Annotated in this window: 13 protein-coding genes; all 13 read left to right on the top strand. The window is 72.3% G+C overall.

All coding sequences use genetic code 11. The features are described from left to right. Positions 1-5: 5 nt before the first annotated feature. The 13 genes from AC099J_RS14230 (at position 6) to AC099J_RS14170 (ending at position 13,055) form a co-directional block, all read left to right on the top strand. Complete coding sequence (locus AC099J_RS14230) at positions 6-653, top strand: COG4648 family protein (RefSeq protein ID WP_479615905.1); 648 nt, start codon at positions 6-8, stop codon at positions 651-653. Then, positions 653-2,017, top strand: coding sequence for an AMP-binding protein (locus AC099J_RS14225; protein ID WP_479615904.1), 1,365 nt, complete (start codon positions 653-655; stop codon positions 2,015-2,017). Before AC099J_RS14230 ends, AC099J_RS14225 begins: the two co-directional genes overlap by 1 nt. Beyond that, positions 2,017-2,346, top strand: a complete 330-nt coding sequence (locus AC099J_RS14220; RefSeq protein ID WP_479615903.1) for an ApeI family dehydratase — start codon at positions 2,017-2,019, stop codon at positions 2,344-2,346. The genes AC099J_RS14225 and AC099J_RS14220 overlap by 1 nt, the downstream gene beginning before the upstream one ends. A gap of 332 nt (positions 2,347-2,678) precedes the next feature. Next, positions 2,679-3,548, top strand: a complete 870-nt coding sequence (locus AC099J_RS14215) for an LpxL/LpxP family acyltransferase (RefSeq protein ID WP_479615902.1) — start codon at positions 2,679-2,681, stop codon at positions 3,546-3,548. After that, positions 3,523-4,110: a LolA-related protein gene (locus AC099J_RS14210; RefSeq protein WP_479615901.1), complete on the top strand. Its 588-nt coding sequence runs from the start codon at positions 3,523-3,525 to the stop codon at positions 4,108-4,110. The genes AC099J_RS14215 and AC099J_RS14210 overlap by 26 nt, the downstream gene beginning before the upstream one ends. Positions 4,111-4,152: 42 nt before the next feature. After that, positions 4,153-6,537, top strand: coding sequence for an MMPL family transporter (locus AC099J_RS14205; protein ID WP_479615900.1), 2,385 nt, complete (start codon positions 4,153-4,155; stop codon positions 6,535-6,537). Positions 6,538-6,549: 12 nt separating this feature from the next. Then, complete coding sequence (locus tag AC099J_RS14200; RefSeq protein WP_479615899.1) at positions 6,550-7,377, top strand: polysaccharide deacetylase family protein; 828 nt, start codon at positions 6,550-6,552, stop codon at positions 7,375-7,377. Positions 7,378-7,445: 68 nt separating this feature from the next. After that, entirely contained in the window at positions 7,446-8,168 is a 723-nt protein-coding gene (locus tag AC099J_RS14195; protein WP_479615898.1) for a class I SAM-dependent methyltransferase, read from the top strand. After that, positions 8,165-9,412 (top strand): beta-ketoacyl-[acyl-carrier-protein] synthase family protein, encoded by a 1,248-nt coding sequence (locus AC099J_RS14190; RefSeq protein WP_479615897.1) that lies wholly within the window; start codon positions 8,165-8,167, stop codon positions 9,410-9,412. Before AC099J_RS14195 ends, AC099J_RS14190 begins: the two co-directional genes overlap by 4 nt. Positions 9,413-9,420: 8 nt before the next feature. Beyond that, a complete protein-coding gene (locus tag AC099J_RS14185; RefSeq protein ID WP_479615896.1) occupies positions 9,421-10,233 on the top strand; it encodes a beta-ketoacyl synthase chain length factor in 813 nt (270 codons plus the stop codon). Beyond that, a complete protein-coding gene (locus AC099J_RS14180; RefSeq protein WP_479615895.1) occupies positions 10,233-10,673 on the top strand; it encodes a hotdog family protein in 441 nt (146 codons plus the stop codon). Before AC099J_RS14185 ends, AC099J_RS14180 begins: the two co-directional genes overlap by 1 nt. After that, positions 10,670-11,404, top strand: coding sequence for a 3-oxoacyl-ACP reductase FabG (fabG, locus tag AC099J_RS14175; RefSeq protein WP_479615894.1), 735 nt, complete (start codon positions 10,670-10,672; stop codon positions 11,402-11,404). The genes AC099J_RS14180 and fabG overlap by 4 nt, the downstream gene beginning before the upstream one ends. A gap of 10 nt (positions 11,405-11,414) precedes the next feature. Continuing rightward, positions 11,415-13,055 carry an NAD(P)/FAD-dependent oxidoreductase gene (locus AC099J_RS14170; RefSeq protein WP_479615893.1) on the top strand — a complete coding sequence of 547 codons (1,641 nt, stop codon included), beginning with the start codon at positions 11,415-11,417 and terminating at the stop codon, positions 13,053-13,055. The last annotated feature ends 83 nt before the right edge of the window (positions 13,056-13,138 follow it).

Genomic DNA, 13,138 nt, shown 5'->3' with positions numbered 1-13,138 from the left:
CCGCCATGCCCGTCCGCATCGTGGCCGTCCTGCTGACGAGCCTGGCTTACATCGCCGCCTCGCACTGGCTGATGACGCGCGCCGACGCCTCCCCCTGGAACGCGGTGCTGGTGCTGGCCCCCATGCTGCTGGCCATCGCGCTGGGCGCCTGGCGCGCCGGCCAAAAGCCGTTGGCGGCGCTGGCGGCGGTGTCGCTCGTGGCGCTGTGCGCGCAGGCCACCTTGGCGCGCCCGCTGTCGGCCTCGCTGCTCTACCTGGCGCAGCACGTGGGCGTCAACGTGTTCCTGGCGGTGGGCTTCGGCGGCACGCTGCGGCGTGGCCAGACGTCGCTGATCACCACGCTGGCCGCGCGCGTGCACCGCAATTTCACGCCCGAGATGGCCGTCTACACACGCAAGGTCACGCTGGCCTGGACGCTGTATTTCGTGGCGATGGCGCTGCTGTCGCTGGCGCTGTATGCCTGGGCATCGTTCGACACCTGGGCGCTGTTCGCCAACCTGCTGACGCCGGTGGCCGTGGGCGCCATGTTCATCGGCGAGTACCTGCTCCGGTATTGGCTGCACCCCGATTTCGAGCGTGCCAGCCTGGCCGACGCGGTGCGCAGCTACATGCACGGCGGCAAGGACGCCGTGCCGCCGGACACGGTGCTGTGATGCAGGCGCATGCGCTGATCGCTGGCGAGGATGCGGACGCGCCCATCGCCTGGCGCGGCGGCCAGCCGATCGCGCGGCGCACCTACCTGGCCGACGTGCAGGCCCTGGCAGAGCGCCTGCCGGCCGACGGCGCCATGCTCAACCTGTCGGCCGACCGCTACCGCTTCGCCGTCGGCCTGGGCGCCGCCATGCTGCGCGGCCAGCCTAACCTGATGCCGCCCAACCAGCAGCGCGAGACCGTGGCCCGGTTGCTGAGCCTGTTCCCGCGCGCCTACGCGCTGGTCGACCGCGACGACACCGAGGTCGCGCTGCCCCGCATCGCCTATGCAGACGCCGCGCCGGGCGCTGCGGCCAGCCCCGACATCTCGCTGCCGCGCGACGCGCTGGCCGCGCATGTGCTGACCTCCGGCTCGACCGGCCTGCCGGTGCCGCACCCCAAGCGCTGGGGCCCGCTGGTGGACTGCACCGTGGCCGGCGCCAAACGCCTGGCCGAGCACCTGGGGCGGCCCGACCTGCAGGGGCTGAGCCTGGTGGCCACGGTGCCGCCGCAGCACATGTACGGCTTCGAATCGTCGGTGCTGATCGCGCTGCTGGGCGGCGCGGCGTTCGATGCCGAGCGGCCGTTCTACCCGGCCGACATCGCCGCCGCGCTGGCTCGCCTGCCGCGCCCGCGCATGCTGGTGACCACACCGTTCCATCTGCGCATGCTGCTGGAGGCCGGCATCGCGCTGCCGGCCGTCGACCTGGTGCTCAGCGCCACGGCGCCGCTGTCGCCGCAACTGGCCGCGCGTGCCGAGGCCGCGCTGCAAGGCCCGCTGGTCGAGATCTACGGCTGCACCGAGGCCGGCCAGGTCGCCACCCGGCGCACCACCGACGGCCCCGAGTGGCGCACCTACGACGGGCTGGTGCTGTCCGGCGACGGCGAGCACACGCAGGTGCACGGTGGCCACGTCATCGTGCCGACGCCGCTGGCCGACGTGCTGGAGGTGCTGGAGCCGGACCGCTTCCGGCTGCTGGGCCGCTCCAACGACCTGATCAACATCGCCGGCAAGCGCAACTCGCTGGCGCACCTGAACTTCCATCTGAACAGCACGCCCGGCGTGGCGGATGGCGCCTTCTGGCTGCCGGCCGACGAGGTCGACGGTGCCGTGACGCGGTTGGTGGCCTTTGTCGTCGTCGCCCCTGATCTGCCGGCCGGGCAGGCGCAGCAGGCCGTGTTGGCCGGCCTGCGCCCGCGCGTGGACCCGGTGTTCCTGCCGCGCCGCGTCGTGGTGGTGCCGGCGCTGCCGCGCGAGCCGTCGACCGGCAAGCTGCCGGCCATCGCGTTCGGCCAGTGGGCTCGCCAGCAACTCGCGCAGCGGTGATGGACGCCAGCGCCGTGCGCAGCCTGCCGCTGCACATTCCCGCCGACCACCCGGCCTTTGCCGGTCACTTCCCCGGCCAGCCGCTGCTGCCCGGCGTCTCGCTGTTGGCCGAGGTGCTGCAGGCGGTGCTGGCCGACCCCGCGCTGGCTGCGCGCGTGGGCACGGCGCCGCGCATCGGCAACGCCAAGTTCCTGGCGCCGGTGCGGCCCGGGGCGCAGCTGCAGATCCGGCTGGACGCGAGCGGCCGCGGCCTGCGCTTTGCCGTGCATGACCTGGGCGCGGACGAGCGCCTCGCGGCGTCGGGGCAGTTCGAACCTGCAGGCCCATGAGCCGCGCCCGGCCGCCCGAAGAGGCTCGCTCCGCAGGCGAAGCCGAAGGTGTCCCCATGAGCCACGCCCGGCCGCCCGAAGAGGCTCGCTCCGCAGGCGAAGCCGAAGGTGTCCCAGTGCGCCGCGCCCGGCCGCCCGAAGAGGCTCGCTCCGCAGGCGAAGCCGAAGGTGTCCCAGTGCGCCGCGCCGGGCCGCCCGAAGAGACGCGATCCGCCGTAGAAGTCGAACGCGCCCCCCGCGCGCGGCCGGTGCCCGCAGTGCCTCGCGAAGCCGCGCCGCCCGCGGACTGGGCCACGCAGCGCGAACGCGGCAACGCGTGGGCGATGCGGTGCATGTGCGCCATTGCCGTGGGGGCCGGCCGGCCGGCTGCGCGGCTGCTGTTGCTGCCGGCCACGCTGTACTTTCTGCTGTCCAGTGGCCGCGCGCGCCGCGCCTCGCGCCAGTACCTCACACGCGCGCTGGGCCGCCCGGCGCGCTGGCGCGACAGCTTGCGCCACTTCCACAGCTTTGGGGCCACCGTGCTGGACCGCATCTACTTCCTGCGCGGCAAGCTGGCGCGGTTCGAGATCGACAACCGCAACGTGCGCCCGGTCGAGGACGTGCTGGCAGAAGGCCACGGCGTGATGCTTCTCGGTGCGCACCTGGGCAGCTTCGAGGCGCTGCGCGCCGGCGCGCAGAGCATCGGCACGCGCGCCGCGATGCTCATGTACGAGGACAACGCACGCCTGATCAACGCCACGTTGAAGGCGATCGCGCCCAACGCGCAGCTGCACACCATCGCGCTGGGCCGCCCCGGCGCCATGCTGGCACTCAAGCGCTGGCTGGACGACGGCGGCATGGCCGGCCTGCTGGCCGACCGCACGCTGCCGGGCGCGGCGGCTGGGCGCTCGCGCACCTGGATGCTGCCCTTCCTGGGCCAGCCGGCGCCGTTCTCCGATGGCCCCCTGCGCCTGGCGGCCATGCTGCGCCAGCGCGTCTTTTTCATGGCCGGCCTCTACCATGGCGGGCGGCGCTACAGCCTGCGCTTCGAGCCGGTCGCCGACTTCCGTGAGGTGAGCGGCGCCGTGATGGAGCAGCAGGTGCAGGCCGCGCTGCAGCGCTATGTGGTGCTGCTCGAATCCATGTGCCGCGAAGCCCCGTATAACTGGTTCAACTTCTATGACTTCTGGGCAAGTGATGACGCTGCTTCCAAAGCCGGTTGACCGCCGCCAGGCCCTGGCCCTGCTCGCCGCCGGTGCCGTGCCGGCCCTGCATGCGCAAACGGCGTTCGACCTGCGCCAGCTGATGGGGCTGCTGGCCCAGGTGCAGGCCGGCGAGGCCACGTTCACCGAGGTGCGCCACTCCAGCGTGCTCGACCGGCCGCTGGAGAGCACCGGCCGGCTGTCGTTCCAGGCGCCCGACCGCTTCACGCGCGAGACGCTCAAGCCGCGCAGCGAAAGCCTGGCCGTGGACGGCAACACGCTGACCATGCGCCAGGGCAGCCGCAGCCGTACGCTGCAGCTGGACAGCGTGCCCGAGGCCGCGGTCATCGTCGAGGCCGTGCGCGGCACCCTGACCGGCAACCGCGAGGCCATCGAACGGCACTTCGACGCCCAGGTCTCCGGCACGCCGGCCAAGTGGACGCTCCTGCTGGCGCCGCGCGCCGCGCGCCTGCGCGAGCTGGTGACGCAGATCGCCGTCACCGGCCAGCAGGCCATGCTGCGCGAGATCACCGTGTCGATGACCGGTGGCGACTACTCCATCATGAAGATCCAGGCGAAATGACGCGCCGGTGTGCCCGCCGCCTGCGCATGGCGATCACCTGACATGCGCCGCCTGCGCAACGTTGCCATCGCGCTTTGGCTGGTCTTGGTGCTGGCCGCGGCCGCCATCACCGCCCGCACGCAGTACGTGGCCGACCTGTCGGCCTTCCTGCCGCGCGACCCGAGCGCCGAACAGGCCGTGCTGCTGGACCAGCTGCAAAGCGGCCTGGTCGCCCGGCTGGTGCTGGTCGGCATCGAGGGCGGCACGCCGGAGCAGCGCGGCGAGGCCTCGGTGCAGCTGGCCAAGGCGCTGCGCCAGAGCGGCGCGTTCGACGCCGTGCACAACGGCGACAACACCGGCTTCGAGGAGACGGGCAAGTTCCTGTTCGCGAACCGCTACCTGCTGAGCCCGGGCGTGGACGCGCAGCGCTTCACGGTCGACGGCCTGCGCGACGCCATCTACGACACCACGGCGCTGCTGGGCACGCCGGCCGGCAGCTTGATCAAGCCCATCCTGCTGCGCGACCCGACCGGTGAGACCCTGCGCATGGCCGAGACCATGCTGCCCGCGCAAGCGCCGCGCAGCGACGGGCGGGTCTGGGTCTCGCGCGATGGCAACCGTGCCGTGGTGCTGGCCACCACGCGCGCCGACGGTGGCGACCTGGACGGGCAGGAGAGGGCGCTGGCGCTGGTGCGCAGCAGCTTTGCGCCGTCCGAGGCCCAGGGGTTGCAGCTGGTCGTCTCCGGCTCGGGCAGCTTCGCCGTGGCTTCGCGCGCGCAGATCAAGACCGAGGTCGAGCGCCTGGCGATGGCCGGCGGCGTCATCGTGGTCGGGCTGCTGCTGCTGTCGTTCGGTGGCTCGTTGCGCACGCTGCTGACAGCGCTGCTGCCGGTCACCACCGGCGTGCTGGCCGGCATCGCCGCCGTCAGCCTGGTGTTCGGCAACGTGCACGGCATCACGCTGGGCTTTGGCACCACGCTGATCGGCGAGGCGGTCGACTACGCCATCTACTACCTCATCCAGGCGCGCGGCGTGCCCGGCGCTGCGGTGGGCGCGGGTGCGCGGCGCTGGCTGGGCGGCAGCTGGCCCACCGTGCGGCTGGGGTTGTGGACGTCGCTGTGCGGCTTTGCGGCGCTGCTGTTCTCTGGCTTTCCGGGGCTGGCGCAGCTGGGCGTGTTCTCCATCGCCGGGCTGGCCGGTGCCGCGCTGACCACGCGCTACGTGCTGACCGTGCTGTCGCCCGACGGCGCGCCCGGCATGGGCCTGCGCCGCCACCTGGGCCGCGCTGTCGCCGCTGCCATGGGGGTGCTGCAGCGCCTGCGCTGGCCGCTGGCGGCGCTGGCTGTGGCCGCCGCCGTCGCGCTGGCGTGGATGCCCTCGCCCTGGCGCGGCGACCTGGCCTCGCTGAGCCCGGTCGGCGACGAGAAGATGCAGATCGACACCGCGCTGCGGGCCGACCTGGGCGCCAGCGATTCCGGCATCGTCGTCGCCGTGACCGGCACCGACGAAGCCAGCGTGCTGCGCGCCGCCGAGGCCGCCGGTGCCCGGCTCGACGCGCTGGTGGCCGACGGCCGGCTGGCCGGCTACTCATCCCCCGCGCGCATTCTGCCCAGCCCGGCCGTGCAGCAGGCGCGGCGCGATGCGCTGCCGCAGGCCGAGACGCTGCGCGCGCGCCTGCAGGAAGCCGCTGTCGACGGCCCCATCGCCGCCGCCCGGCTGGAGCCCTTCGTCGCCGAAGTCGCGCAGGCCCGTACCCAGCCGCTGCTGACCCGCACCGCGCTGGAAGGCACGCCGCTGGCAGCCGCCTTCGACGCGCTGCTGGTGCGCGGCAGTGGCGAGCGCCCCTGGCGCGGCCTGATCACGCTGGCACAGGGCGAGCAGCCGCTGGACGTGGCCGCAGTGCGCGCAGCCTTCGCCGACCAGCCGCAGGTGCAGGTGGTCGACATCGCGGGCGAGCTGCGTGGCATGTACACCCGCTACCTGCGCGAGGCCGGCGTGCAGGCGGCGCTGGGCGCGCTGGCGCTGTGCCTCGTGCTACTGGTCCATCTGAAGTCGTTCCGGCGCCTGGGCCGCATCGCCGTGGCGGTCGGCGCGGCGACGCTGATCGTCATTGCCGCGCTGGCGGCGAGCGGTGTGGAGCTGGGCATCCTGCACCTGGTCGGCCTGCTGCTGACGGTGGCCATCGGCTCCAACTACGCGCTGTTCTTCGACCAGCTGCGCGCCGAGCAGGACGCCCACACCGGCCCTGAGCCGTTCGCGCTGGACCACGATCTGCTGGCCTCGCTGGCGCTGGCCAACGTGACGGCGGCCACGTCCTTCTTTCTGCTGGCGCTCTCTGGCATCGCCACGCTGAACGCGCTGGGGCAGGTGGTGGCGCCGGGCATCGTGCTGTGCCTGCTGCTCTCGGCGGCGTTCATTCCTACGCGGCCGCCAGCCGTCAACGGGTAAATTCGCGCCGCCATGCATGCTGCACCCGCCCCTGTCCTGCACACCACGCGCTGGCGCGCGCCGATGTTGCTCAAGGCCAGCGCCGCCTGCCATCTGGGCGCGGCCGGCCTGGTGGTGGCCGCGCCAGCGTTGTGGCCCTGGGCGCTGGGCGCCGTCGTGCTGGACCATGCGCTGATCACCGCCACCGGCCTGTGGCCGCGCTCGACCTGGCTGGGTGCCAACGTGCTGCGCCTGCCGGATGCGGCGGCGCGGCGCGGCGAAGTCGCCATCACGCTGGACGACGGGCCGGACCCGCAGGTGACGCCCCAGGTGCTGGACATCCTGGACGTGCACGGCGCACGCGCCACGTTCTTCTGCATCGCCCAGCAGGCCGAGCGCCACCCGGCGCTGGCCCGCGAGATCGTGCGGCGTGGCCACAGCGTGCAGAACCACAGCCTGCGGCACCGCCACCACTTCTCGCTGCTCGGCCCGGCCGGCTTTCGGCGCGAGATCGGGCAGGCGCAGGACCGGCTGGCGCAGCTCACCGGCCAGCGGCCCACCTGCTTTCGCGCGCCGGCCGGCTTGCGCAACCCGTTCCTCGACCCGGTGCTGCACGGCCTGGGCCTGACGCTGGTGAGTTGGACGCGGCGCGGCTTCGACACGCGCCAGAGCGACCCGCAGGCCGTGCTGGCGCGGCTCACGCGCGGCCTGGCCGCCGGCGACATCCTGCTGCTGCACGACCGCCACGGCGCGACGATGGCCGACGGCCGCCCCGTGGTGCTGGCCGCGCTGCCGGCGCTGCTGCAGCGTGTGCGCGAAGCCGGCCTCACCACGACCACCGTACCCGAGGCACTGGCATGACAGCGCCCCGCCCCCTCTCCCCGACCTTCTCCCGCGAGGGGAGAGGGCGACTCACCGCTCAACGCCCGATGACCACCCTCGCCTGGACCACCCTGCTCGACACCGCCTGCGCGCCCTACCGCGCGGCCGGCCGCTTCGCCTGGCATTTCGCGCGCGGCAAGCTCTCCATGGACCCGGTGTTCCGCTATGTGATCGAACAAGGCCACATCCGCCCCGGCGCGCGCGTGCTGGACATCGGCTGCGGTCAGGGCCTGCTGGCCAGCCTGTTGGCCAGCAGCAGCACCCTGGCACAACGAGGCCAGTGGCCGGCTACCTGGCCGCCCGCCCCGGCGCCGGCGCAGGTGACCGGCATCGAACTCATGCCGCGCGATGTCGAACGCGCTCGCGCCGCGCTGGCCGCGCTGGGCGACAAGGCCCGCTTCGTCTGCGGCGACATGCGCACCACCGAGTTCCCAGCCGTCGACGCGGTCGTCATCCTGGACGTGCTGCACTACATCGCCATCGCCGATCAGAACCAGGTGCTCGCCCGCGTGCGCGCCGCGCTGCCACCCGGCGGCCTGCTGCTGCTCCGCGTGGGCGATGCCGCCGTGCGCCGCGGCTTTGCCATCAGCCAGTGGGTGGACGCCGTCGTCACGCGCATCCGCGGCCACCGCGTGCTGCCGCAGTACGGGCGCACGCTGGCCGCCTGGTCGGCGCAGTTGCAGACGCTGGGCTTCGACGTGCGCAGCCAGCCCATGAGTGCCGGAACCCCGTTCGCCAACGTTTTGTTGATCGCCAAGGTAGCCCCATGAATCCATTGGCCATCACGGCCTTCACCCTGACCAGCGCGCTCGGGGCCGGGCAGGCCGCCACGCTGGACGCCCTGCGCGCGCAGCGCTCGGGCCTGGCGCCGCTGCGCTTTCATGGCCTGCCGCTGGCCACCTGGACCGGCGAGGTCGACGGTGTGGACGCCATCGCGCTGCCCGACCATCTTGCGCATTTCGACTGCCGCAACAACCGCCTGGCCTGGCTGGCGCTGCAGCAGGACGGCTTCCTCGATGCCGTGGCGAAGGCGCGCGCGCGTTGGGGTGCGGCCCGCGTCGGCGTGTTCCTGGGCACCAGCACCTCGGGCCTGCTGCAGACCGAGCTGGCCTACCAGAACCGCCAGGCCGATGGCGCGCTGCCCGAGGGCTTTCGCTACGCCGAGACGCAAAACTCGTATTCGCTGGCCGCGTTCACCGCGCGGGCGCTGGGGCTCACCGGGCCGGGCGCCGTGGTCTCCACTGCCTGCTCGTCCAGCGCAAAGGTGTTCGGCAACGCCCAGCGCATGCTGCACGCCGGCTGGATCGACGCGGCCGTCGTAGGCGGCGTCGACTCGCTGTGCCTGACCACGCTGTACGGCTTCAACGCGCTGGAACTGCTCTCGCCCGAGGCCTGCCGGCCCTGGGACGCCGAGCGCCGGGGCCTGTCGATCGGCGAGGCCGGCGCCTTCATGCTGATCGAGCGCCACAACGGCGGCCAAGACAGCGCCGCCCCGCAGGGCTGGGTGCTGGGTGTGGGCGAGACCAACGACGGCCACCACATGAGCACGCCGCACCCCGAGGGCGCCGGTGCCATCGCCGCCATGCGTGCGGCGCTGGCCGCTGCCGGCCTGCAGCCGGGCGACATCGACTACATCAACCTGCACGGCACGGCCACGCCGACCAACGACAGCTCGGAAGACCGCGCCGTGCGCGCCGTCTTCGGCGAGGCCACGCCGCCTGCCAGCTCGACCAAGGGCGCCACCGGCCACACGCTGGGCGCGGCCGGCGGCATCGAGGCGGCGATCTCCCTGCTGGCGCTGCGCCACGGCTTCATGCCCGGCGGCCTGCACCGCAGCACGCCGGACCCGGCGCTGCACGCGCAGTACCTGGACGCGAACCGCGACGCGCCGCTCGCCCATGTGCTGAGCAACTCCTTCGGCTTCGGCGGCACGAACGCCTGCCTGGTGTTGGCGGGAGGCGCCGACAACACCACGGTCCTGCCCGCACGGCGGTGGGATGGAGGCGCCCGATGAGCCAATCGATGAACCAACCCCTGCCCCTGTACATCGACGGCATCGGCCTGCTCGGCCCCGGCCTGCCGAGCTGGGAGGCGGCCCAGCCCGTGCTGCGCGGCGAGGCCGGCCACGTGTTCGCGCCGACCGTGCTGACGCCGCCGGCCCGCCTGCCGCCGGCCGAGCGGCGCCGCTCCGGTGCCGTCATGCGGCTGGCCATGGGCGTGGCCGACGAGGCGGTCGCGCACGCCGGTGTCGACCCGTCGCAGCTGGCCACGGTGTTCAGCTCGTCCGGTGGCGAGGGCGCCAACTGCCATTCGCTGTGCGAGTCGCTGGCCGTGCCGAACCCGCAGATTTCGCCCACGCGCTTCACGAACTCGGTGCACAACGCGGCGGCCGGCTATTGGCACATCGCCGTGGCCAGCCGGGCCACCTCGACCAGCCTGTGCGCGCACGACGGCAGCTTCAGCGCCGGCCTGGCCGAGGCGGCCACGGCTGTGCACGCGGACGGGCGTCCTGTGCTGCTGGTGGCCTACGACCTGCCGTACCCCGAGCCGCTGAACAGCAGCCGGCCGATTCCCGAGAACTTCGGCGTGGCCTTGCTGCTGTCGCCCTCGCGCAGCGCCAAGAGCCTGGCGGCGCTGCAGGTGCAGCCGCTCGCCGGCGGCGTCGAGATGGCCACGCGTTGCGACGACGCCTCGCTCGAAGCACTGCGCACGGCCATCCCCTGCGCGGCTGCACTGCCATTGCTGCAGGCGTTGGCGTTGCGGGCGCCCGGTGTGCTGGTGCTCGATTACCTGGACGGTCTGCAACTGCGCGTGCAGATGCAACCCCAGTCGTGATGCTCGACCACGCCGGCATCGCCCGCCTGATCCCGCACAGCGGCACCATGTGCCTGCTCGCGCGGATGGAGCGCTGGGATGCCAGCACCATCGTCTGCCATGCCACCAGCCACCGCGATGCCGACAACCCTTTGCGCACCACCGGCGGCCTGCTGTCGCCCTGCGCCATCGAATACGCCGCCCAGGCCATGGCGCTGCACGGCGCGCTGATCGGCCAGGCCGCTGGCGTGCCGGCCACGCCCGGCTACCTGGCCAGCGCACGCGGCGTGCAGCTGCACTGTCTGCGGCTGGACGAGCTGGCCGGCGAGCTGCGCGTCGAGGTGACGCGCCAGGCCGGCGATGCGCAGCAGATCCTCTACCACTTCCGCGTGCAGCACGAGGGCCAGCCGGTGGCCGAAGGCCGTGCCGCCGTGGTGCTCAACACCCCCTTATCTGCATGACATCCACTCCGACGCGCAAACGCGCCCTCGTCACCGGCGCCAGCGGCGGCCTGGGCCGCGCGATTGCGCTGCAGCTGGCGCACAGCGGCCACCATGTCATCGCCCATGCCAACCAGCGGCTGGAGGCGGCGCAGGCGCTGGCCGACGAGATCCGCGCGGCCGGTGGCAGTGCCGAGGCCGTGGCCTTCGACGTGACCGATGGCCCGGCCACGGCGGCGGCCTGCGCGCAGCTGGTCGCGGCCGGCGCGGTGCAGATCCTCGTCAACAACGCCGGCACGCACGACGACGCGGCCTTCCCCGCGCTGCGCGCCGAGCAGTGGCACCAGGTCATCGATGTCTCGCTGAACGGCTTCTTCCACGTCACGCAGGCGCTCAGCATGCCCATGGTGCGCACGCGCTGGGGCCGCATCGTCAACATGTCCTCGGTCGCCTCGCTGATGGGCAACCGTGGCCAGGTGAACTACGCCGCCGCCAAGGGCGCGCTCAACAGCGCCACCAAGTCGCTGGCGCTGGAGCTGGGCAGCCGCGGCATCACCGTCAACGCCGTGGCACCGGGCATCATCGCCACCGGCATGGCGCAGGATTTCGACAAAGCCACCATCGAGCGTATCGTGCCGATGAAGCGGGCCGGCACGGCGCAGGAGGTGGCGGCGCTGGTCGGCTTTCTGGCGTCGGACGCGGCGGGCTACATCAGCGGGCAGGTGATCTCCATCAACGGCGGCATGGCATGAAGGACAACCGATGAACACCGCAGAACGCCCTGATTCGCACCACGACGTCGTGATCCTCGGCGGTGGTCTCGCCGGCCTCACGCTGGCGCTGCAGCTCAAGCAGCGCATGCCCGATCTGGACGTGCTGGTGCTGGAGCGCCGCACCCACCCCATGCCCGAAGCGGCGCACAAGGTGGGCGAATCGTCGGTCGAGATCCAGGCCCATCACCTGGCCAACGTGCTGGGGCTGAAGGACTACCTGGACCAGCGGCAGCTGAAGAAGTTCGGCTTTCGCTTCTTCTGGAGCGATGGCGCGCCCGACCTCACGCAGGTGACCGAGCTGGGCGCCAGCACCTTTCTGCCGACGCAGAGCTACCAGCTGGACCGCGGCATGCTGGAGAACGATCTCGCCGGCATGGTGCAGGCGCTGGGTGTGCACCATCGCGACGGTGCGCTGGTGCGCGACTTCACGCTGGGGGCCAAGGGCGCGCTGCACCAGGTGCGCTACGAACAGGGCGGCGTGGCGCACGAGGTCAGCGCCGACTGGGTGGTCGACGCGAGCGGCCGCGCCGGCCTCCTCAAGCGCCGGCTCGACCTGGCGCAGCCGAACGACCACGCGGCGCATGCCGTCTGGTTCCGCATCGACCGCCGCATCGACGTGGCCGAGTGGACGCACGACGCCGACTGGCTGGCCCGCTGCAACCCGCCGAACCGCTGGCTGTCGACCATCCACCTCGTGGGCGCGGGCTACTGGGTCTGGCTGATTCCGCTGGCCTCGGGCTCGCATTCGGTGGGCATCGTGGCCGACCCGGCGCTGCACCCGCTGGAGAGCATCAACAGCTTCGACAAGGCCATGGATTGGTTCAAGGTGCACCAGCCGCAGCTGTACGCCGACCTGGACGGCAAGCGCGACGGCCTGCAGGATTTCGCGTTCTTCAAGCGCTTCTCGTACGGCTGCAAGAAGGTCTTCAGCGGTGCTGACCGTTGGGCGCTGACGGGTGAGGCCGGGCTGTTCCTCGACCCGTTCTATTCGCCCGGGGGCGACTTCATCGCGATCTCGAACACCTTCGTGACCGAGATGGTCGCCCAGGACCGGGCCAAGGCCCCGGTCGGCATGCTGGCGCCGATGTACGAGCGCATCTACTTCTCGCTGTACGACGCCATGCTGCCGATCTATGTGGGCCAGTACCCACTGTTCCACAGCGCCGAGGTGATGCCGCTGAAGGTGCTGTGGGACTACACCTTCTACTGGGGCGTGATGTGCCAGCTGTTCTTCCAGAACAAGCTGGTCGATGTGCAGACCATGTGGCGGCTGCAGCCCGAGCTGGCCTGGTCGCACCGCATGAACATGGCGGTGCAGGACTTTCTGCGCGCCTGGGGCGAAGTGGACGACGGCGCCCGCCCGGCGCGCATGCTGGACCAGGCCAGCCTGCCGTGGTTCGCCGAGATGAACCGCGGGCTGGCCGACAAGCTGGACGCCGCGCAGTTCGCAGCGCGGCTGGAGACCAACATGCAACTGCTGCACCAGGTGGCCGCGCAGTTGATGGACCGGGCGTTGGCCACGCACCCGGATCTGCCGACGAAGGCCCTGCGCGCCGTCATGGCCGAGCGGCCTGCGGCGCCCGCAGAGATGGATTTGCTGTTTCCCGACACGGCGCCCGCGTTGGCCTGAAACACCGCCGGCAGGCGCCGTCGGATTCCGCGATGGACGGGCGTTCGATCCAGATGGGACGAGCGTCCATTCCACATTGGACG

This window comes from Rhodoferax sp. RT4P68, assembly GCF_056521305.1.
The sequence above is the reverse complement of the archived record's forward strand: the minus strand, read 5'-3'. Positions and strand labels throughout refer to the sequence as shown.

What these genes read in the sequence shown, in the direction of transcription:
- AC099J_RS14230 (WP_479615905.1), top strand. Translation starts at nt 6, where the DNA reads ATGCCCGTCCGCATCGTGGCCGTCCTGCTGACGAGCCTGGCTTACATC.
- AC099J_RS14225 (WP_479615904.1), top strand. Translation starts at nt 653, where the DNA reads ATGCAGGCGCATGCGCTGATCGCTGGCGAGGATGCGGACGCGCCCATC.
- AC099J_RS14220 (WP_479615903.1), top strand. Translation starts at nt 2,017, where the DNA reads ATGGACGCCAGCGCCGTGCGCAGCCTGCCGCTGCACATTCCCGCCGAC.
- AC099J_RS14215 (WP_479615902.1), top strand. Translation starts at nt 2,679, where the DNA reads ATGTGCGCCATTGCCGTGGGGGCCGGCCGGCCGGCTGCGCGGCTGCTG.
- AC099J_RS14210 (WP_479615901.1), top strand. Translation starts at nt 3,523, where the DNA reads ATGACGCTGCTTCCAAAGCCGGTTGACCGCCGCCAGGCCCTGGCCCTG.
- AC099J_RS14205 (WP_479615900.1), top strand. Translation starts at nt 4,153, where the DNA reads ATGCGCCGCCTGCGCAACGTTGCCATCGCGCTTTGGCTGGTCTTGGTG.
- AC099J_RS14200 (WP_479615899.1), top strand. Translation starts at nt 6,550, where the DNA reads ATGCATGCTGCACCCGCCCCTGTCCTGCACACCACGCGCTGGCGCGCG.
- AC099J_RS14195 (WP_479615898.1), top strand. Translation starts at nt 7,446, where the DNA reads ATGACCACCCTCGCCTGGACCACCCTGCTCGACACCGCCTGCGCGCCC.
- AC099J_RS14190 (WP_479615897.1), top strand. Translation starts at nt 8,165, where the DNA reads ATGAATCCATTGGCCATCACGGCCTTCACCCTGACCAGCGCGCTCGGG.
- AC099J_RS14185 (WP_479615896.1), top strand. Translation starts at nt 9,421, where the DNA reads ATGAACCAACCCCTGCCCCTGTACATCGACGGCATCGGCCTGCTCGGC.
- AC099J_RS14180 (WP_479615895.1), top strand. Translation starts at nt 10,233, where the DNA reads ATGCTCGACCACGCCGGCATCGCCCGCCTGATCCCGCACAGCGGCACC.
- fabG (WP_479615894.1), top strand. Translation starts at nt 10,670, where the DNA reads ATGACATCCACTCCGACGCGCAAACGCGCCCTCGTCACCGGCGCCAGC.
- AC099J_RS14170 (WP_479615893.1), top strand. Translation starts at nt 11,415, where the DNA reads ATGAACACCGCAGAACGCCCTGATTCGCACCACGACGTCGTGATCCTC.